Origin of the sequence: Nostoc sp. (genome assembly GCF_036919675.1) — a bacterium.
In the GTDB taxonomy this organism is placed as follows: Bacteria; Cyanobacteriota; Cyanobacteriia; order Cyanobacteriales; family Nostocaceae; genus Nostoc.
Genome location: NZ_JBALCP010000060.1, coordinates 149,296 through 171,176 on the forward strand (window position 1 = coordinate 149,296; position 21,881 = coordinate 171,176).

Annotated in this window: 17 protein-coding genes; 11 read left to right on the forward strand and 6 right to left on the reverse strand. The window is 40.8% G+C overall.

The annotated features are described in order from the left end of the window. Positions 1-26: 26 nt before the first annotated feature. Entirely contained in the window at positions 27-2,636 is a 2,610-nt protein-coding gene (locus V7K49_RS12455) for an AAA-like domain-containing protein (protein WP_335205738.1), read from the reverse strand. 923 nt (positions 2,637-3,559) lie between these two features. On the opposite strand from V7K49_RS12455, the gene V7K49_RS12460 reads away from it, so the two are divergent. Together V7K49_RS12460 and V7K49_RS12465 are read left to right on the forward strand one after the other, a co-directional pair. Continuing rightward, on the forward strand, positions 3,560-3,790 hold the full coding sequence (locus V7K49_RS12460; protein WP_335205740.1) for a DUF433 domain-containing protein: 231 nt from the start codon (positions 3,560-3,562) through the stop codon (positions 3,788-3,790). Beyond that, positions 3,787-4,158, forward strand: coding sequence for a DUF5615 family PIN-like protein (locus tag V7K49_RS12465; protein ID WP_335205741.1), 372 nt, complete (start codon positions 3,787-3,789; stop codon positions 4,156-4,158). The genes V7K49_RS12460 and V7K49_RS12465 overlap by 4 nt, the downstream gene beginning before the upstream one ends. 2 nt (positions 4,159-4,160) lie before the next feature. Here V7K49_RS12465 and V7K49_RS12470 read toward each other — a convergent pair whose 3' ends face one another. Then, a complete protein-coding gene (locus V7K49_RS12470) occupies positions 4,161-5,474 on the reverse strand; it encodes an ABC transporter ATP-binding protein (protein ID WP_335205742.1) in 1,314 nt (437 codons plus the stop codon). A gap of 177 nt (positions 5,475-5,651) precedes the next feature. On the opposite strand from V7K49_RS12470, the gene V7K49_RS12475 reads away from it, so the two are divergent. The 6 genes from V7K49_RS12475 (at position 5,652) to V7K49_RS12500 (ending at position 14,633) form a co-directional block, all read left to right on the forward strand. Further along, positions 5,652-6,908: an FAD-dependent oxidoreductase gene (locus tag V7K49_RS12475; RefSeq protein ID WP_335205743.1), complete on the forward strand. Its 1,257-nt coding sequence runs from the start codon at positions 5,652-5,654 to the stop codon at positions 6,906-6,908. 295 nt (positions 6,909-7,203) lie between these two features. Beyond that, the gene (locus tag V7K49_RS12480) at positions 7,204-7,779 is read left to right on the forward strand and encodes a single-stranded DNA-binding protein (protein ID WP_335205744.1); all 576 of its coding nucleotides are present in this window, start codon (positions 7,204-7,206) and stop codon (positions 7,777-7,779) included. Positions 7,780-8,218: 439 nt separating this feature from the next. Next, positions 8,219-9,043, forward strand: a complete 825-nt coding sequence (grpE, locus tag V7K49_RS12485; protein ID WP_335205745.1) for a nucleotide exchange factor GrpE — start codon at positions 8,219-8,221, stop codon at positions 9,041-9,043. A 75-nt stretch (positions 9,044-9,118) separates the two neighbouring features. After that, positions 9,119-10,864 (forward strand): Hsp70 family protein, encoded by a 1,746-nt coding sequence (locus V7K49_RS12490; RefSeq protein ID WP_335205746.1) that lies wholly within the window; start codon positions 9,119-9,121, stop codon positions 10,862-10,864. Between the two features lie 5 nt (positions 10,865-10,869). Beyond that, a complete protein-coding gene (locus V7K49_RS12495; RefSeq protein WP_335205747.1) occupies positions 10,870-12,384 on the forward strand; it encodes a J domain-containing protein in 1,515 nt (504 codons plus the stop codon). A 362-nt stretch (positions 12,385-12,746) separates the two neighbouring features. Then, entirely contained in the window at positions 12,747-14,633 is a 1,887-nt protein-coding gene (locus tag V7K49_RS12500; RefSeq protein WP_335205748.1) for an ABC transporter ATP-binding protein, read from the forward strand. 133 nt (positions 14,634-14,766) lie between these two features. On the opposite strand, the gene ureG is transcribed toward V7K49_RS12500, so the two are convergent. From ureG to V7K49_RS12520, 4 genes are all read right to left on the reverse strand, one after another. Then, complete coding sequence (gene ureG / locus V7K49_RS12505) at positions 14,767-15,363, reverse strand: urease accessory protein UreG (protein ID WP_152588379.1); 597 nt, start codon at positions 15,361-15,363, stop codon at positions 14,767-14,769. Positions 15,364-15,459: 96 nt separating this feature from the next. Beyond that, complete coding sequence (locus tag V7K49_RS12510) at positions 15,460-16,152, reverse strand: urease accessory protein UreF (protein WP_335205749.1); 693 nt, start codon at positions 16,150-16,152, stop codon at positions 15,460-15,462. After that, the gene (gene ureE / locus V7K49_RS12515) at positions 16,127-16,573 is read right to left on the reverse strand and encodes an urease accessory protein UreE (protein ID WP_335205763.1); all 447 of its coding nucleotides are present in this window, start codon (positions 16,571-16,573) and stop codon (positions 16,127-16,129) included. Before ureE ends, V7K49_RS12510 begins: the two co-directional genes overlap by 26 nt. Positions 16,574-16,713: 140 nt before the next feature. Next, complete coding sequence (locus V7K49_RS12520) at positions 16,714-18,903, reverse strand: patatin-like phospholipase family protein (RefSeq protein ID WP_335205750.1); 2,190 nt, start codon at positions 18,901-18,903, stop codon at positions 16,714-16,716. A gap of 223 nt (positions 18,904-19,126) precedes the next feature. On the opposite strand from V7K49_RS12520, the gene V7K49_RS12525 reads away from it, so the two are divergent. From V7K49_RS12525 to V7K49_RS12535, 3 genes are all read left to right on the forward strand, one after another. Beyond that, the gene (locus V7K49_RS12525; protein ID WP_335205751.1) at positions 19,127-21,142 is read left to right on the forward strand and encodes an NB-ARC domain-containing protein; all 2,016 of its coding nucleotides are present in this window, start codon (positions 19,127-19,129) and stop codon (positions 21,140-21,142) included. Continuing rightward, positions 21,094-21,483, forward strand: a complete 390-nt coding sequence (locus tag V7K49_RS12530) for a WD40 repeat domain-containing protein (protein WP_335205752.1) — start codon at positions 21,094-21,096, stop codon at positions 21,481-21,483. The genes V7K49_RS12525 and V7K49_RS12530 overlap by 49 nt, the downstream gene beginning before the upstream one ends. Before the next feature lie 87 nt (positions 21,484-21,570). Further along, positions 21,571-21,792, forward strand: a complete 222-nt coding sequence (locus V7K49_RS12535; RefSeq protein ID WP_335205753.1) for a WD40 repeat domain-containing protein — start codon at positions 21,571-21,573, stop codon at positions 21,790-21,792. Positions 21,793-21,881: the final 89 nt, after the last annotated feature.

The following is a 21,881-nucleotide window of genomic DNA, read 5'->3' on the forward strand; positions in this document are numbered from 1 at the left end:
CCTATGAAAGCCTTATCTGCTACAATTTACAAGTCTCTGCAAGAAGAGAGGATAGATAGATTAATAGGTATTAAATCCTCCTCAACCCTCCTTGCCACCCCCCTAATAGGGAGTTCTCCCCTCAAAGATATAGATACTCCTCCCTTATCCTTCAGGTTCATGGGTAATTCCTCATATCTTCTCCACTCCCCATCCTGTCCTCTCCATCCCACACTTTTTGTAAAATCATTAAACCCTTTCTCGTTCCAATTTTTCCATTCTCTCTTCTCCCAATTAAAATCGAGAGAATTTTTTTTGGACAAATATATTTTTTTCTGGACACTATAACCAAAATACCCCTTAGAGTTATTAACCCAAAGTGTATCTAGTTGTTTTAAATCCTTACAATTAAAGTTTTTGACATCAATTAAATCTAAATAGGGTTGTTTTTCCTTTCCTGCTGAATAGAGAATAAACTGCCAATTTTTTGAATCTGCTTCCCTCCATCTTTGTTGCTTCATTAAATAGTCTAATTCATTCAATAAATGTTCTTTTAAAGATAGATCATAAACTGGTTTGGAACCGTCTAATTCTTTAAGTTTACGATAAAGCAAAGCTACAATATCAGCATTGCCATTGTAGAGAATATTTAGGTCTAAGGTAAATAATTCAACATTAGATTTAAATTTAGATTTTAGACTGCTGATATTATTAAATGCTTTCTTGTAATATGCTAAACTATTACCTGGATTTGAAGATTCTTCTAACTTACCTTTAGTATAGTTAATATAACTTAAGGTAGCTAGATTAGTTAAATTATGATCAATTTTATTTTCTATTTCTGATAATTCTGGCAGAAGTTTATTAAAATTGTTTTCAGCATTTATTGAATCATTTGCTGCTTTCTTCATTATCATTATCTCATTTTTTTCAAACAAGTCTCGATATCCTAAAACCAGAGAACTATCTAATAAAGCCTCTTTTAGCTTGGGATTATTAATTTTACCCTGCAAAACCAAACCTGCAATATTCAAAAACTGATTGGCTTGGTTTATTTCTCCTTTTTGTTGAAGTTGAGAAGCTACTGTTGATAATTCTTTAATTTTAGCAATTGATTGATTTAGTTCATTTGTATTTCTGTTAGCGGTTTCAAGCCCTATAAATGCAGCTATTCCTAACAAGCCTGTAATCACTAAAGTGATAAATAAAACCACCACTCCAAAACGCATTCTTTTTCTAGCAGTTACCAATTGCTTTTCTGCTTTCTGTTTAGCTTTACCTTCAATTTGTCTAGCCCTTTCTGCTGCTTCCTTTTCTTTCCTTTCTCTTTCTAATTCTGCTTTGATTTCTGTTTCTGCTAGTTCCTCTTCTCGCTCTCGTTTCCGACTAGCTGCTAAAAATTCTAAATCTTGAAAACCTAAACTTTTATCCTTTGCCCAAGCTTCGGCTTCTGCTAAAGCATTTTTTCTCAATAATCTAGAATCATCTTGTTTTCCTGATAATATCCACTGACGATAATTCTCTGCATAAGGACGCAAACTGCCTAGAGTTTTTTCAATCCATAAATTGTTAAAAATGGTTTGATAAATTAGGTTATAAACCTTTAATTTACTCTCTTTTTTAACAACGATTCCCGCTAACTGTAAATCACTCTGTTCAATACTACTATCAATATCAATTCCGCCTGAGTACCATACTTTTTGATATAAATCTAATAAATATGCTGCTTTATGTTCATCTCTTTTTAAGATTCTATCCCGAATCGTTCTAAAATGTTCCGGTTCATCTTGAGATTCCCAATTTTGAATCACTCTATTTATGACTAAATCCTCTACAAAAGCAGCTTCTTCACCTGGGGTAATTACAGTTTCACATTGACGGATAAATTCACAGACTTTCTGAGTCAAAAATGGCTGTCCTCCAGTCCAGTCTAAAACCGCTTTTAGTACGACTTCCGGGTTACTCGTTTGTCCAGAGAATCCGTCGATTAAAGGTAAAGCTTCTGCAAATTCAAATCCGGTTAACTCAATTCCTTTGCCAATATTAAAAGGAGTACGCTTTTTATCTTGAATTAACTCAGAAGGGGTAGCTACTCCCAAAAGCACAAAAGTAATGCGTTGATATTCAGGATTATCAACTCTTTGATTAAAGAAAGCACGAATTAAAGCAAAAAAATCATCAACCGGAAAATTTAAACTTAGAACACTATCAACTTCATCTATAAAAATAACAATCTGTGTGGAAACTAATTTTAGTAATTTATCAATAAATTTCCCGAAAATCTGCACATGAGAGAATCGGGAATTTTCTTCCCATAACTCATCTATATCAAACTGCTCACCTAACTTTATGCTTTCAGAACCAGCAATAGTATCAATAATCCCAGAATACCATTGTTCAGATGTTATTTCTGATGTCCCAATTGCAGTTAAATCAATAGATACACAAGCAATTTCTTCACGCTGTAAGCTTTGCATTGTGCGGACACGCAAACTGGATTTTCCCATTTGTCGAGAGTTGAGGACAAAACAAAACTCTCCAGCTTTCACAGCCTGATACAAATCTGCATCAGCTTTGCGTGTGACGTAGGTAGGTGCATTAGCAGGAAGACTACCACCAAATTGATATTGATAATTTTGGGGAACAGGCGAGTTCATAGTCATACTCTACATGGCTAATACTCAAGTGATATGTCAATTAAGACACAATATACTACTTGAAGGCTGAAGTTTCTTTCATAAGTGCATGAAAATTTTGATTTACCAATTAGGAGAAGCAAGCTACAACCCAATCTACAATATCAGGCGATCGCGTAGCCCAGAGCAGGCATCGCACTTTTGATCTCAATGTCTGAGCCGTCCCCCCTTACCAAGGCGTGTATACACAAGTCGAATTACCCCCCTTAATCCCCCCTTATAAAGGGGGGAAACAGAAAAAATGTTGTTCCCTCCCCTTTATAAGGGGAGGGTTAGGGTGGGGTAAAACCGAGATTTATCAACTACTTCAGACTTGTGTATACACCGTAGCTTACCAAGGCAAGACTACAGGGGGGTTAAAACGATCTCAAAGATTTCGGACTGCTATATAAGCAACAGATACCTCGAAGTCATGTTGAAGTACTTGAAAGTCGTGTTGAGGTACTTGAAAGTCGTGTTGAGGTACTTGAAAGTCATGTTGAGGTACTCCAAAATCGTGTTGAAGTACTTGAAAATCGTGTTGAAGTACTTGAAAATCGTGTTGAGGTACTCCAAAATCGTGTTGAAGTACTTGAAAATCGTGTTGAGGTACTCCGAAGTCGTGTTGGAGTACTTCAAACTTTGTCGCACCGCGATCAAGTACACAGGTGCGTAGGCGTAGCCCGCACTTCGGCTGCGCTCAGTGACCACCGTAGGCATCGCTTTCATAAATCTCCACAAACAAAACGATCACTTGACTTTTAAAACAGTCGCTACAATTATCCTTAAGTGAAGATTAGCAATCAGTTAGCCTGAAAGGTGGTAAAAGTTCAATAATAAAAAAGATTGACACAGCCATTTTTGGTTTCTCAATCCCATAACCTTACTTCCATTCTACAAAAATTATGCAAAATCTCACTAGAATTACTCGTAATCCTGAAGTGATGGGCGGCAAACCCTGTATTCGGGGAATGCGTGTCACTGTTGGTACTATCGTCGGCTTAATGGCATCTGGACACACTAATAGCGACATTCTCAAAGCATATCCCTACCTCGAAGAAGCCGACATCTATGAAGCACTTGCCTATGCTGCATGGCGGGTTGAAGAGATTGAAGTTCCTCTCAGAAGTGCATGAAAATTTTGATTGATATGAACCTTTCTCCTGATTGGGTTGCGGTTTTTGAGAGGTATAATATCTTCGCTGTCCACTGGTCTACAGTTGGCGATCGCCGTGAGAAAGATTCAATAATTATGGAATGGGCAAGAACCAATGGATATATCGTTTTTACCCACGATTTAGACTTCGGTTCCCTACTAGCTGCGACAGGTGTCGATACTCCCAGTGTTATTCAGGTTCGTACCCAGGATGTTTTGCCAAACAGTATCGAAAATCTAGTCATTTCAGCCCTGAATCAGTTTGAGTCCTCACTAGAGACAGGCGCATTGGTCACTGTTGATCAAACCCAATCCAGAGTTCGTATTCTACCAATTAGACGCGAATAGTTTTAGGTAAATATCGCCAATTCAGTTTCAGGGTCAAAAAAGTGAATTTTCTCTAGAGTTAGCGATAACCAAAGTTGCTCACCAACTTGGATAAATCGGTCTGGTGGGATTCGTACTTGTAGGTAATTGGCTGTAGTTGCAGGTTGAGATCCTGGTTCGGCAATCTTAACAGCGAGAAAGGAATCGTTGCCGAGATTCTCTACCAAATCTACTTGCACTGGTAGATTTTTGGTGGCAGGCAAACTCAAGTTCAAGTGTTCTGGGCGAATACCTAAAATTAAAGTCTTTCTATCATATTTTTGTAAGGCATTTGCCCAAACTTCTGGGAGGGTGAAACGAAACTGGGAATGAATAATCAATTGCGGGGCATGAAATTCTACAGAAATAAAATTCATTGGTGGTGAACCAATGAACTCGGCTACAAAAAGGTTGGCAGGGCGGTTGTAAAGTTCTAGGGGAGAAGCAACTTGCTGAATTTTACCTTCAGACATAATCGCAATGCGATCGCCCATTGTCATCGCTTCTGTTTGATCATGGGTGACGTAAATTGTCGTTGTCCCCAATTGGCGCTGCAATTTGACAATTTGGGCGCGGGTTTCCGCCCGCAGTTTGGCATCTAAGTTAGAAAGCGGCTCATCCATTAAAAATACTTGAGGGTCACGCGCGATCGCTCGTCCCAATGCAACCCGTTGTCTTTGTCCCCCAGATAGCTGTTTGGGTAAGCGATTCAACAATGTTTCGATTTGTAACAGTTGGGCAACACTACGCACCTGCTCATTTACCGCCCGTTCTTTGTCAGAAATGTAGCGCAATCCTTTAGGTAACTTTCTTGTCGCCCCTACAAAAAGATTTTCCGCCCACGCCCGAAGATATGGAGATGAGGGAGTCATTTCTCCCCCTGCTTCCCCTGCTCTCCCAAAACGGCGGCGTAACCCAAAGGCGATGTTGTCATACACCGTCATGTGAGGATAGAGGGCGTAATTTTGAAACACCATTGCAATGTCGCGTTCCTTGGGTGGTAGGTCATTGATCAAGCGATCGCCTACCCAGATATTACCGCCAGTCATCACTTCCAAACCGGCGATTAACCGCAGCAGGGTGCTTTTACCACAACCAGAAGGGCCTACCAGCACCATAAATTCGCCATCTGCGATCGTTAGGTTAATCCGCCGCAAAACATTGACACTTCCCGCCCGCTCTGGCGCTGCATCAGTTTTCTCCCCAAGCGTGAGGGGAGATTGGGTTTGTGAGGTAACACTTTCCCCTTTACGCGAGGAAAAACTTTTATAAACGTTTTCTAAAATAACTTGAGACACAACTGTTAATTATTGTCAATGAATATTGGGCATTGGCTTGGAAAAGGGACAAATGACTAATGACACTTTAGCGCCCATAATAATACACGTTCTATCTAAATACGAAAAGTTAAAAAAATAGCTTGGCTCATAAAAAGCAAACTATTCTAAATTTTAGGGCTGTTAGGAGGTGTTGTTATGACTACCGATGTACCTAAAAATCTTTCCCAAGACCCAAGCATTAACCCTGTCCATGACATTGTTGACGGACAAACTACAGATTGTTGCATTGTGGGTGGGGGGCCAGCAGGAGCAGTATTGGCACTGTTGTTAGCGCGTCAAGGCATTTCTGTGATGCTGCTGGAAACACACAAAGACTTCGATCGCGATTTTCGTGGCGATACGATTCATCCATCGGTGATGGAAATTATGGAGGAATTGGGACTAAGCGATCGCTTGCTAGGACTTCCCCATACCAAAATGCGCCAAATTAGTATTCAAACTCCTGAAGATACTGTCACATTCGCAGATTTTAGTCATCTGAAAACCCATTATCCCTACATTACAATGCTTCCCCAGGTGAAATTCCTGGAGTTCATCACCCAAGAAGCGCAAAAATATCCTAGTTTCCATCTGGTGATGGGTGCGAATGTGCAGGAATTGATTGCCGAAAATGGTGTAATTCAAGGTGTCCGCTATCGAGGAGGCGGTGGTTGGCATGAAATTCGGGCAATACTGACAGTTGGTGCAGACGGTCGCCACTCACGTTTACGCCACCTGGGTGAGTTTGAATCAATCGAAACCTCGCCGCCAATGGATATCCTCTGGTTTCGCCTACCCCATCAGCCAGAAGACCCTGAAGGGGGAATGGGGCGCTTTGGTCAAGGTAAGCTAATCGCCATGCTTGACCGTGGTGATGAGTGGCAACTTGCCTATATTATTCCTAAAGGAGGCTATCAACAACTAAGGGCTGCGGGTTTGGAGGAATTAAAAAAATCTGTTGCCGAAGTGGTGCCAGAATTCCAGCAACGCCTCCAAAATTTAGATGATTGGTCACAAATAGCTTTTCTCTCAGTCGAGTCCAGCCTTGTCAAACGCTGGTATCGTGAGGGACTGTTACTCATCGGTGATGCAGCTCATATAATGTCCCCCGTTGGTGGAGTTGGCATTAACTACGCGATTCAAGATGCTGTAGTCGCGGCGAATGTACTCGGCAAACCGCTCAAGAAGCGACAAGTACAACTTAGCGACCTCGCAAAAGTACAACGTCAACGTGAGTTGCCCACACGCATCATTCAGGCGTTTCAAACTTTTATCCAAAAGCGGGTATTGGCCCCGGTTCTCACCTCAAATCGCACCTTTGTACCACCTGCGTTTTTACGCTTACCCATCTTGCGCGACCTACCAGCAAGGTTAATTGCCTTGGGTGTTTTTCCAGTTCACGTCAAAACTTAATTTTTGCTGAGAATTTTTGATATTTCCTCAACAGATGGTACAATTATACTACTCAAAACAGAATTAAATGCTCATTTAGTCAGGCGAAAGTGGCGAGCGGCATATTCAATGCTGTTCAAAGCGATCGCTTGGCTTTTATGCTAGAAAGGACTAAAAACTCAGAGTGGATGTAGAAAATTTATTCAAACATTATTAAAAAATGCAAACAATTAAACATATCTAGATATTAATTGACACTACATAGAAAAACCCCCTCTTTTTCAATCAGTACTTTTTGCAGTCAGGAGTAATTTTAATGAACAGCTGCGTTTTGATGGTGGAAATTATAAACGAGCCACAACTCCGCTATACAGCGGATAATCTGGGAGTCACGGAAATGCTGGTGCAGTTTCCCAATTCCCAAAAACCAGAAGATCCGCCAGCCACCCTGAAAGTTGTCGGCTGGGGGAATTTAGCGACAGAAATTCAGCAAAACTACCACCAAGGCGATCGGGTTATCCTGGTAGGACGTTTAAGTATGAATACTGTTGATCGTCAAGAAGGTTTTAAAGAAAAACGCGCTGAATTGACGGTGCAACAAATTCAACCTGTTGGAGGTAGTTTTAATACTGATCCATTGCCCTCAGCAACCATAACTCCATCATTCACTGAAACTGCTCCACAACAACCATCATCAGCATCTCGTCCTCCACAGAAAGCTATTCCCAGTTACGAGTCACCACGGGGAGCGCCTACCCCAGCTGCAAATCCTGTTGGCGTTGCTCCCCAAGCGACAAGTTACGAACCCGTACCCCAACCCACAAATTATGAGCGAACCACTTATCCAGCAGTGAAAGAGGAAGAACCAGATCCAGATGATATTCCCTTCTAAAGTTGGTAGTTGAGCGTGTATTCAATTTGCTAACTAACATTAGAATTAGACAATTTTTACAAATAGCCATCCTTTCGGATGTGCTATTTTTTTTGTCTGTGTTAACGCTTTACATCTTGTCGTAATACATTGCTTACCTACTTTTATTTGACTCATTCTCCTAATACCAATTTGAAAAAATAAGCAAGTACGTCAACGCGCCAACTATATATCTGTGCAAGAAATTTTACTAAAAAAACACATTACAGGGTATATACGGAGGCAAAATAGCGTCAGCATGACTAATCTGTAACCAATAATTTAGTATCGGTTACTTAAGCTCAAAGGTAAAGTTTCTTTCGTTAAATGACTATACACAGCAAGAGTTTACAGCAATCTTTTCTCTAAATAAAGCATTCTTAATAGGTACTTTCATGAAATTTCCAAAGGAGTTTTATAAATGCGTAATGATAAAAGTGCAACACCAAGCCATTTAAAAAAACATTGGCTTCTTTATGGTATTACTGCAACTATTTTAATCATTTCTCTGGTAGATCTTGTAGTTGCTGTTTTACCTAATGCCCAAATTAAAATTCAGCGCGATACCCTGTTCGTTATTTCAGCAATTTACCTTTTGGTATCTTGTAGCTTTTTTTTATGGATCTACCTGCGAAATCAAGATCAAGAATTTGTGGGTTTCTTGCCAAAGGCAATTGATGAACTAAAGAGAGTTGGCAGAGAGTATTACAAAAACACTTCTGCGATTGAAGACAATAGTGATCATGTGGAAAAATTGCATAACAGGATTGAACAGGAAATTAACAGGCTTGAAGAGAGTAACAATTCTTTTGTAGAGAGTAACAAGTCTATTGAAAAAATCTTGATAGAATTGCGTCAAGAAAATGGTAATTTACAGCGTGAGTTAGGTGATTGGAATCAAAGCATCGTTGAATTCTTTCAATTACTAGAACGAGCAATTGAAACTGAGCATAATAATGAAGTAATTAAGAAAAGTATTCAAGAATTTGAACAGATTGTAAACAAACATGGTTTCTATCGAATCGTTCCATCTTCCAATGATAAATTTGATGAAAATGAACATGAGTGCAAGGATGAAAAACAATCATCAGAGACAAAACCTGGATGTATTCTAAAGTGCGATCGCTGGGGTTATAGATTAGGTGCAAAAGTCTTGCAACGAGCAGAAGTAATTCTGGCACGTAAACCTATAACCAGTAATGATTTAGAACAATCAATGCCTCTAGAAGCCTCTACAACTACTTAAATGTAACTCTAGGGGGCAATAAAGCTTTAACTTTAATTACATTACCAATGAATTCATTTTCACGAGATTTAAACAATGAAAAATAATTACGCAATTGGAATTGATTTAGGTACATCGACTTCAGAAATTTGTATTTACAAGAATAACGAACCTCTCCCAATCCCTGATCCAATGACAAAAATTCCTATTATCCCTTCAATTATGGCAATTAATGAGCGAAAAAAACTTTTGGTTGGTGAAACAGCACGGGGAATAGTTGATCGTCCGGGTTATGGTGTTCGAGAAAGCAAGCGAGAAATGGGAACTGAGAACGTTTTTCGCTTACAAGAACAAGCTTATCGCCCAGAGGAAATTGCCGCTTTGATTCTTCGTAAGTTAAAGGAGAATGCTGAAGAAGCGTTAGGACATCCAATTCAAGATGTAGTGATTTCAGTACCTGCTAGTTTTCCAGAAGCTGCTCGTAAAGCAACATTTAATGCTGGTGAAATAGCTGGTTTAAATGTACTTCGCTTGATCAATGAACCAACCGCAGCAGCACTAGCATTTGGCATCAAAAATATTGAATCCGAAGAACAAATTGTTGTGTTTGACTTTGGCGGCGGAACTTTAGACATTTCTATTCTAGAAATGTTTGAAGGAGTGTTAGATGCAAAGTGTAGTTTTGGTGATCCTTATTTGGGTGGTAAGGATTTTGATGATGTCATGAGTTCTCTGTTGCTCAAAAAATTTGAAGTACAGTATACGGGAGTTACAGTTCATAACCGTGAGACGGAATTGAAGGGACAAGCAGAACAAGCAAAAAAGACACTTTCTGTAGAGCAATATTGTGATGTCCGAATTCCCTATTTTGCAACTAAAGATGGAAAAGGGATTGATTTGGATGTTGAAATCACGCGCACAGAATTTGAAAAAGCGATCGCTCCACTTTTAGAACGAGCAAGAGATTGTATCCGACAAGCGTTAAATGCTAAAAAAATACGACCTAGTGCAATTGATCGAGTGCTGCTAGTTGGCGGCACAACCTATATTCCAGCAGTTCGGAATATGGTGGCGGAAATGTTCGGTAAAGAACCAAAATTAGATGTTAATCCAGATTTGGCAGTTGGTATTGGTGCTTGTATACAAGCTGCTCTAGCTAAAGGGTTGATTAATGAAGAAAGTGGCATTATTTTAACTGATGTAGCCCCATTTGGTTTAGGAATTGATGTAGTGAGCATGATCGGTGGACAAGTCATGTTGACTTATGAACCGTTAATCCAACCAAATACTACTATCCCTTATTCAGTAAAAAAAACGTACACCTTACTTCATGCTGAACAACAGCAAGTTGAGGTGCGTCTCTATCAAGATAAAACAGGTAAAGCTAAACTTCCTATAGATGCCATTGATACGGAAATTACTGGGCAGATTACCGATATTCCACCTGCACCAAATGGCAATCCTTATCCAATTGAGATTGAATTTTCTTACGATATTAATGGGATTGCTAAACTTACAGCCAGTATTCCCAATATTCGTAAGAGTGTTGAAATTGCCTACGGACACTCAAACAAGCGCATGAGTGATGAGGAGAAACGAGCCTCTACTGAGCGTATTCAGGATTTGTGGAAACAGAATGAACGAGCAAAGCAGTATGAGAGCTTGATTAATAAGGCTGAACGCTTTATGGCAGGTATCCCACCGCAAGAACGATCGCCTCTTTCTCGTGCGGTAATGGATTTAAAAGAGGCTTTGATAACTGACAATTCCAGACTAATTGATGAGACGGGCGATCGCCTAATAGACATGATGTATGAATGGGAAAATCAAGTAGGGGTGTAATTAAGATGGCTTACGAACTATATCAAACGCTAAATATTCCCACACTAGCACCTACTGAAGAAATCCGGCGATCATACTATCGACTGGTACGCAAACACTCGCCTGAGAAAGATCCTGAAAGGTTCAAACTTATTCGTGAAGCATACGAAACCCTATCCGATCCCAAAGCCAAGCAAAACTATGATTCACTACAACAACATGGGGGAGAAATCATAGTTTTGCTAAGTCAAGCTGAAGTTAGAATGCAAGAGGAAAATTGGACTGAAGCAATTCGTCTCCTAAAACATATTCTAGTGCTTTCTCCTAGTGCTGATGCAATTCGTAATCGTCTGGGATTATGTTATATCCATAATCACCAATGGAATCAAGCCATCAAAACATATCAGAGTTTAACTGAATCAACTCCTGATGTTGCTTTATACTGGTCGAATTGCGGTTATGCTTACAAAGAAAAAGCAGAATCTCTTTCCGAAAACGACACTAGGCGTTCTGAACTCTATCAAGGAGCTAGACGTTGCTTTCAGAAGTCGATTGATTTAGAGTCTTTTAATTCACAACCTTTCATAGTGATTTCCCAAACTTTTTTAGCTGAAGAAAATTACTCACAAGCTTTGAATTGGGCTGAGAAGGCTGTAGGTGCAGATGGTAAGGTTGATTTCCAAGATTTTGATGCACTCTTCTTAATTTGTATTATTCATTTACGCGACGATCAACTAGAACAAGTTGCGTCCACAGCAGAACGAATTATTTCTTGTTTACCAGCAGATGAAGATGTACGTAATTATGTTGCAGCTAAATTCGCTATAATTGGTACTGAATTGATTCAACTTGGTGCAAAACATATAAACCTTAACATATTAAAAGCTGCACTAACTTTCATGGAAGCAGCAAAACGTTTTAGTCCTGGTAATACTGAAATTGCGAAAATACATAAGGACATTTTAGAAGTTGTTGGTGCTTTCAATCAATATGATGTTCTCAAAGATGATTATCAAATTATCCACGGGTTAAAAAGATTAGCAGCATTTAGCATTATTAATCTTCTGGGAGCAGAAGATTCTGACTATGAACGAGATAAAAATTTCCAGAGTATTCTCGAAGAAATTAGCAACTCAAGAGACACTGAAGTTATTGCATCTGCACAGCGTATAAAATCTAAATATCCTGCCATATATCTGTTGAATAGTGAATTTTTTGCTCACCTAGAAAAGCCAGCTATGGAGATTTATAGGAAACAGCAGTATCAACCCCAGTCTCAACCTACTAACAATTCTTCTTCTTCGGACAGTTGCTTTGTTGTCACAGCCACCTACGGTACACCCTATGCACTAGAAGTAATTAAATATCGTTATTTCAGAGATGAATATTTGTCCAAAAACATTTTAGGAAGGAAATTTCTTAGTCATTATTATCGTTTTGGCCCGATAGCTGCAAGCTACATTAAAAAGCACCCGAATGTTAAAAAAATGATGGCGTTTACACTGGGTAATCTAGCTAAATACTTACCCCATAAAAATTAGTCTTATCGTAAGGATTCAGGTGGTGAGTCAAAGCAGCCTTAGAGGTTGTTTGAAAAGTCTAATTTATTACTTGCCTTGCGAATATAATTTGCGGCTACACAGACAAAACCCACCTTTGTGGGTTAAACGCCTACGCAGCATTTTTGCAAGGATATCGTGAACCGATCGCAATTTCCCCAAATCATGAGCAGTTCAACATAGCAAAAGTGTGTATACTGTGGAACTATGTGGTATCAATTGTGGTTAAAGCCTAAGCAGTGATAAAACTGCCAACAAGTGTAAAAACCAAATTTACCCACAAATACATTAAAACTATTGTTAAAATCAAAGAATTTTAAGTTAGAATTCCTACCCATACTCCTATGATAGAAACTGTCCTAGAGGTTCGCAATCTCCAAGTTGAATTTCCCAGCGATGGCAACATTAACAGAGCTTTGGATGGTATTTCCTTTGGGCTGCATCGAGGTGAAACTCTAGGAATAGTAGGAGAATCGGGGAGTGGTAAATCAGTGACAGCTTTAGCTGTGATGGGTTTGTTGCAAACTCCCGGTATAGTTAGTGGCGGTGAAATCTGGTTTCGTCCTCAGGAGAATGGCAACCCCATCGATTTGGTAAAATTGCCTCCTGAGCAAATGCAGTTACATCGGGGTGGCGACATCGCGATGATTTTTCAAGAACCGATGAGTTCGCTCAATCCAGTTTATAACATCGGGTTTCAGCTAACAGAAGCGATTATGCGGCATCAAAATGTGTCAGCAGCCCAAGCACGACAAATTGCGATCGCAGGTCTGCAAGAGGTAAAACTTCTACCTAGCGATGAGGAGATACAGCAGCAGTATATCGAAACTTGGCCTCAAACCAACAACAATTCATCGAAACCAGAACCATCAAAGTTGGCACAGTTGGTTAGGGAACACAAAGAAGCCATGCTAGAACGCTACCCTCATGAACTTTCTGGGGGTCAGTTGCAACGGGTGATGATTGCAATGGCAATTTCTTGCAACCCATTAATCTTAATTGCCGATGAACCAACCACAGCCTTGGATGTGACGGTGCAAGCAACAATTTTGGAGTTAATCCGAGAATTGCAACAAAGCCGTGACATGGCAATGATTTTCATCACCCACGACTTGGGGCTAATTTCGGAAATCGCTGACCAAGTAGCGGTAATGTATAAAGGCAAAGTTGTCGAATCTGGTACTTCTGAGCAAATTTTTAGTAGTCCCCAGCATCCATATACTAAAGGTTTGATAGCCTGCCGCCCCTCACTTGACCGCCGTCCCCAAAAATTACTCACCGTTTCTGACTACATGAGTGCAGAAGAGACACCAACAGGACAAATAGTAATTCAGGCAAAAGAACCCGCACAATCCACAGAAGTTACCACTGAAGAGATTGTTGCAAGATTGGCAAACTTCAATCAGAAGGAACCGCTGCTGCAAATCCGTAACCTGAAAGTTGGTTTTCCGGTGCGCGGGGTGTTTGGTGGTACAAAACGCTACAATATGGCAGTTAATGGCGTTTCCTTTGATGTCAAACCAGGAGAAACATTAGGTTTGGTGGGAGAATCTGGTTGCGGTAAAACCACCCTTGGCAGAACCTTGCTGCGATTAATTGAACCGATGAGTGGTCAGATCATCTTTGAGAAACAAGATATTACTAGCCTCAAAGGAGAACCGTTGCAAAAACTGCGGCGGGAAATGCAAATAGTCTTCCAAAATCCTTTCAGTTCCCTTGATCCACGGATGAAGGTTGGGAACGCGGTGATGGAACCATTGTTAATTCACTCCGTTGGTAAGACAAAGCAACAACGACGCCAGCGAGTAGTCGAACTCTTAGAACGGGTGGGGTTGAGTGCAGATGCGATTAACCGCTATCCGCATCAGTTTTCTGGCGGTCAACGTCAGCGGATTTGCATAGCCCGTTCTTTGGCATTAAATCCTAAATTTATTATCTGCGATGAATCGGTTTCAGCGCTGGATGTTTCAGTACAGGCACAGGTATTAAATCTTCTCAAAGAATTACAGTCGGACTTTCAGCTTACTTATATTTTTATTTCTCACGATTTAAGTGTGGTTAAATTTATGAGCGATCGCATTTTAGTCATGAATCGCGGTCAAATTGTTGAAGAAGGGACAGCCGAAAGTATTTACCTGGAACCAAAACAGGAATACACGCAAAAATTAATTGCTGCAATTCCTACTGGTAGTGCTGAACGTGTGCGAAGTCGTCATCTACGGGCTTTGTAGAAAGCGGTAACCCTATCTACACGAGGCTTTACCCATCTCCGTAGGTTATAAAAGCTTTACCCCACGCGGGAAAGCTCTGTTTGTATATCCGCGAATTCCATTCGCCCTGGCTGCCTCATGATCATTTTCTTTTTTAACAGATATTTGTGCAAACAAAGTTAATTACATCTGCAAGTCCAGACTGAGTTTTCAAATTAGTAAAAATAAAAGGTTTCTCGCCGCGCATTTTTTTAGCATCTCGTTCCATCACACTTAAATCTGCACCAACGTAGGGTGCAAGGTCAGTTTTGTTAATTACCAATAAATCAGACTTAGTAATGCCGGGGCCACCTTTGCGGGGAATTTTATCACCAGCTGCAACATCAATGACGTAAATCGTTAAATCCACCAATTCTGGACTAAAAGTAGCAGCCAAATTATCACCGCCACTTTCCAAAAATACCAAATCCAAATCGATAAAACGTTCTTCTAACTGTTCAATTGCCGCCAAATTCATCGAAGCATCTTCGCGGATAGCAGTATGAGGACAACCACCAGTCTCTACACCCAAAATGCGATCGCTTGCCAACGCCTGAGAACGCACTAAAAACTGAGCATCCTCTTGAGTATAAATATCATTCGTCACCACCGCAATCTGATACTGCTCACGCAATCCCTTACACAAAGCATCTACCAAAGCCGTCTTCCCTGAACCCACGGGGCCAGCAACCCCCACTCGAAATGCATTCATAAGTTATTTGTCAGCCTCAAAGGCTCATTTTCAATTTCCAAGAGACTCCCCATTTTTCTAACTCCTGTACAGACGCGATTAATCGCGTCTCTACTCCTAACTCCTAAACAACCTTGTATACTGCGTTTCATGCTGCATACTCGCCAGCGACAAACCCCAACTACAACAGGCGAGTTGATCATCCTCCAACGCTAAAATTTCTAATGCCGCAGTGCTAAATAATGGTTGTAAATCTAGCAATAACTGCTGTCCTGCTGTTTGTCCAAGGGGGATAAGTTTGACGCCAGCAGTAATCAAATTACTTGCCCAACTATGGAGATATCCGAGTAATGCGGCTTTGATACTGATTTGCCAATGGGCAACAGCAATGCCAAAAGCGATCGCATAATTGCAAGGATTACCTACAGCATTAGCAGTAGGCACAATCTGCGGTTCTAGTTTACCAAGTAATTGGATGAGCGATCGCCCCATCTGCCAACTAGAAGCACGTAACTCTTCTGTTTCCCTAGCAGCGGATAACCACAGATTCCAACGGCATAGCGACGCTATATCACCCGTTTTTGCAGCTTGCTGCGATCGTACCATCACTGCCGCCTCTAGTCGAATTGCCCCGGAGAGTAACTCTGCTTTTAACCAATCTTTGAGATGTGTCTGGTTAGCGATCGTACCATTTTCCACCAGTATTTCCAAGCCTTCAGAATAGCTATATGCTCCCACAGGCAAAGCGGGGCTAGCTAGCTGCAAAATACTTAAAAGATGGCTATCAGTGAGCATGAGGGTGTTGTCCATAAGCTCCCAATTCTGGCTGAAACGGTAAAATTTCTTCTTTAACTTCTAACCCCAATTGTTCCAACATTGTGCGTAAAACCGCATCTGAGGACAAGCGCAAATAAGTCGGAGTAATTTCTACAGGTACATGGCGATTTCCTAGATGGTATGCCGCCCTTAGTAATAAAAGTGGTGTTTGGGCAAAGGCAGTCAGCACTAGTTCTGGTTTGGCAATAATTCTGACTAAACTGCTATGGGTTTCTTCTTGCAGAATATCGCCATTGTGTAAGACAGTTCCTCTGGGTAAATGTAAAAACACAACCTTATCATCTGCCGTTTCAAAGCGATGACGACTGCGGGTACGTTCTTCTGCTGTCAGCGCCAGAGTAAAAGTGACTGTGGCATCGCGATTAGGTGGTTTGAGTTGGGTAAACGTCAGCATAAAAGTTTCGTCTGAACTTCCGCTTTTCATTATGGTTCTAGTGTGAACACCAATTAGCACCTTTCCATTCCCTCTCACCTGTAACCCTTTGAGTGACCCTCGTACCCTTGCTTTTAACTACCCACAGGAGAAGCAAGTCGTTAATCTTCTGGTGTACAGGCTGTGGAATCTGGCATATTCCAGGTTTCATGCCACAGTTGTTTAATTTTTTGAATATTGTTCTCTCCTGTTGTTTGTATTACCGTCCAACCATCTTGAATAGCTTGCTTCTCTCTATCAGTTAACTTCCAGGATAAAGGCGGATGATACCGACCATCTTTGTAAAATTCAGATGCAAGAAATTTTGCATGTATTTCAGATTCCGAGGGGAAGAAAATGGGAAAGTATTGAATATCTACCTTGTTCTCCCATTTTTTGGCCAGCAAATCTGCTTCCTTTGCATTTCGAGATGCTAAAACCGAATCGCGTACCTTGAACATTGCCAGTAATGGCCCTATAGTCGCCATAAACCAGCCTCCATTCCCCTGCACGTTTTCTCCCTGCACGTTTTCTGTTGAATCAGATTTAGGAAAAGGATTGATTTGCAATATAAGGACTCGTTTTACATTTAAACTATTTTCAGTTTTTGACCATTCATTAAGCTGTTCATCTAGCCATTCGGCTGCCGTTACAAAGCCAGAATTATCGAAATAGCCCCCATCAGCAACGTGATAATTCTGCTGATGTGGGATGTTTACATAGCTGCGACAGATAGGAGAGACATAGGGAAAAGTTGCTGATAGTCTTGCAGCCGTTACAACATTCATATCATAGGCTTTATAAAGAGTATTAAAGTCTATATACTTTTTCTCAGGAGCCTGCCCAAATGTTACTGGAGTCATCAGAAATCGCCAGCCATTTTCGACTAAAGTGGCATTGAATACAGGAATAGGAATTTCGCCATCAAAAATCTGTTTTCGCCAGGTTCCAAAGGTTTTTATCTTTTTCGGATCCTTCATTTCACCCTGCCAATCTATCTCAACTGCTGTACCACGATCAAACTCTGGACGAACAAGAAATGGAAATCCGATGAATCGCCATAAGTCCAAATAAACAAAACCCCAACCAACGGCATCTAAACTATCTCTAGTAGCAGCATAAAAACTAGTGGTTTTTTTAGATTTTTCATGTTCGCTCTCTTCTAAAAAACCATCTTTATTAAAGTGATCTAGATAGTACATTGTCCCTACTGAACCGCCTGAGACAGCACTAATCAAGCCAATTGCTTTGGTAAATGACTCTCCTAATAATTCCTGGAGACCACTTAACACTTGCACTGTCCATCCTGCTGCTTGAATTCCACCTCCACTAGCACAAATAATCACTAAAGTTCGTTCTCCATCTTGATGTTGGAGACGCTTTTCTAGCACTTCTTGGAAATTAGTTGAATCCCTATCACCTCTCTTTTTATCTTCACTATCCTTGAACTGATTGACTGGAAAAAAGTGATTAACATCAAATGCAATATAGCTAATAGCTGAGAAAGCAATAAATAAAATTAGTACAGGAATCCGAAAGTAATCAAAATAGAATGTTGCACCTCCATAGAAAAGTGTCACCATCGATATAATAAGTAGCACATATAGGAGTGCCGGCGCTTCAGGTCGATTTGTTTCTGATTTTGGCTTAAAACGTAAACCAACCGTAATATAGATAAATACTCCAATTAGAAGATAAGCAATTGCTGTCAGATGTCCCGCACTCAATTCACCTGTTTGAGGATTAATATAACCAAATGTATTATATTTCCCTACGAAAGAAACGATATCAGCAAGTATCTTTTTTAAGAAAGTGTTTGAGCTTAACCAGTCTCTGATAAAACTAATAACAAATAGTAGCCCAATTCCCAATACCGCACCTACAAATGCTCCCCACCGTCTTTCCTTGTTGTTCAGCTTCTCTTGGGAGAGATCAAAGGCGATAATGCAAATATATAAACTTAAGGCAATAGCTATTCCATATTGCCAAAATTCCGAAATTTCTATTGTTGGTGGTACAGCAAAGCGAGCTGGTGCGTTATCCAGAATGATGGCTGCAACTGAAATTACTGATGTTCCGGCTCCAATTGCGCTCACAATTACGACTGCCAGTTGCCACTTGCTGCGAAGGACAAATAGATTTTTCAACATGGCTGGCAGCCAATCCTTGGCAAGTTTAGGAAGAAGCAGAAGGAATAAACCCATCAAAATAGGCAGGCGCAAGAAGAAAAGATATTTCCAGACAGCATCGGAACTTGGTAGCGATGTTGCTATAACTGCCAATACTGGCAAAAACCAGATAAATTTTTTCATATTTAAACCTCAACTTCTTATTATTTTGTAACTAGACTCCAAACAGATGTTAGCAACTTAGCAACTTTTGCTTTGCCTTAACTTAATCAAAACTGAAACCTGAACGCTCTGTCGGTAATAAAAAGTGACTAGATAGTGTAAATAATTGTAAATTTTGCCATAATCTTCCCACCAATAACAGAAAAATTTAAAGACTTAAACGATACGTGGATCTTGCTGAACGATGACGGGAGAAGAGGCACTCAAAATAGTCGATGCTATTTTACGCTCTACTATCTGGGAGCAAGGACTAAATGATGTTCGATCTGTAGTCTTTCTCGAAAGTTGGCTTGGACGCACTTATAGCGAAATTGCGGAAAAGCTAAGTTATGATTACGACTATATTAAACAGGTTGGTTCGCAGTTGTGGCGATCGCTTTCCCAAGTCATTGGTGAAGAAGTCTCTAAAAAAAATATCCAAGCCGTTCTGCATCGCTATCAGCAATCCCAAAGCAGTACGCAAGATTGGGGAGAAGCCATCGATGTTTCTCGATTTTATGGTCGCCAAGCAGAACTGCAAACTTTAGCAACATGGATTGAAAATGAGCATTGTCGTTTCGTCGGGATTTTTGGACTCGGTGGGATTGGGAAAACTACTCTCTCGGTGAAACTTGCTCAACAAATTCAGTCCCAGTTTGAATATGTGATTTGGCGTAGTTTACAGCAAGCACTGCCACTAAATACTTTACTAAGCGAGATTTTGCCGATTTTGATGGGTTCAAAGGCAACAATCGATAGTTCAATTAGTATTTTGATGCAACAGTTACAGCAAAAGCGTTGTTTGTTAGTTTTTGATAAGGTCGAGTCAATTTTACAAAGTGGGAACCGGGGGGGACAGTACCAACAAGGATTTGAAGCATACCAACAGTTATTTGAGCGGATCTGCGATGAACCCCACCAAAGTTGTCTGATTGTCACCGGACGAGAAAAACCAGGTAAAATTGCGGTGCGATCGGGAAAAAATTTACCTGTGCGATCGCTCTCATTATCAGGACTCTCAGTAATAGAAGGTCAGCAAATACTGATTGCCAAAGGGTTAGATACAACACCTCAACATCAAACCCTGGTGAACTACTTTGGTGGGAACCCACTCGCCCTCAAAATTGCCGCAACAGCTATTCAAGATATATTTTGTGGTGATACACAAGCATTCTTGGCACAAGGTAATACCGTTTTTAGCGATTTGTGGGACTTACTCAAGCAACAGTTCAAGCGTTTATCGCCTCTGCAACAGCAGATTATGTACTGGCTAGCGATTAACCGAGAAGGAGTAACGCCAGCGAAGTTACAAACCGAAATATTACCGCAAGTATCTTGGCGAGAACTCTTGGAAGCCTTGGAGTCACTCAAGGGGCGCTCTTTCGTGGAAACAAAAGTGACAGGTTTAACGCAACAACCTGTAATTATGGAATATGTTACAGAACAATTTATCCAAACTATTGAGCGGGAGATTACTACAGGCAAACTCAACTTATTCAAAACTCATGCCTTAATTAAAGCCCAAACTCAAGACTACGGGCGCGAAGCACAAATTCAATTCATTTTGCACCTATTAGTGGAGCGACTTTTAACCTACTTCGATACACAAGCCCAACTTGAGCAGCACCTTTGCCAAATTTTAGCCCAATTGCGACACCAAACAGCAGCGCAAACAGGCTATGCAGGGGGCAATCTGCTGAATCTATTCTCTCACTTGCAAACCGACTTGAATGGCTTTGACTTTTCTCATCTGGCTATTCGCCAAGCTTACTTAGCTAACGCTAGATTGCACAATACTAATTTTACTGCCGTCAATATTAGCGAAACCGTCTTTGCTGAAACTGTTGGCGGTGTACTCAGTGTTACTTTTAGCCCAGATGGACAGTATTTAGCTACCAGTGATACCAAAGGCGAAATTCAAATTTGGGATAGTTGCACAGGCAAACAACTAATTCGTTGTCGAGGACACCAACATTGGACATGGGCTGTAACTTTTAGTCCAGACGGACGGTATCTGGCCAGTGCTGCTAATGATTATCTAGTGAAGTTATGGGATGTGGAAACTGGGCAATGTCTGCACACATACAAAGGACATACATACTCAGTTAATGCTGTTGCTTTTAGTCCTGAAGGTAATATTCTCGCAAGTTACGGTCAAGATTTACTATTCGTTTGTGGCAGGTTGCATCAGAAAAGCTTAACCCAGAAGTTCAGACTTTAGTTGGTCATGAAGGTCGAGTGTGGGCGATCGCTTTTCACCCTAATGGTCAAATTCTTGCCAGTTGTAGCGAAGATTATACAATTCGCTTGTGGGATGTTGCTACCGGAAATTGGCTTTGCGTCTGGCAAGCACACGATCGCTGGTTACGCTCAGTGGCATTTAGTCCAGATGGTCAGTTACTCGCTAGCAGCTGTGATAATACCATCAAACTTTGGGATGTTAAAACCCAAGAATGTCTTCAAACCTTACGCGGACATCGACAGACAGTAACAGCGATCGCATTTAGTCCCAACGGTCAGCAGTTGGCTAGCAGCAGTTTTGACCGCACAGTGAAATTATGACATGTAGCTAGCGGAAATGGCCTAAAAACCTTTCTCGGTCATAGCAGCCGCGTTTGGACGGTTGCTTATCATCCCAATGAGCAACAATTGGTCAGTGGTGGTGATGACCACGCCACCAAACTATGGAATATTCAGATAGGACACTGCACGAAAACATTCAAAGGACATACCAATAGTGTATTATCCCTGGCTGTGAGTCCAGATAGCGACTATCTAGCAAGTGGGTACGAAGACCAAACAATTAAGCTATGGGACATCAAAAACGGTACTCTAGTGCAAATATTACGGGAACATACCAATTCTCTGTAAGCTTGCACTTAACAATTAATTGCTCTACTGATCTTCTGCTTTGTGACGGCAGTCGCTCATGGGGGGAAACCCCCAAGACCGCGCTGCCT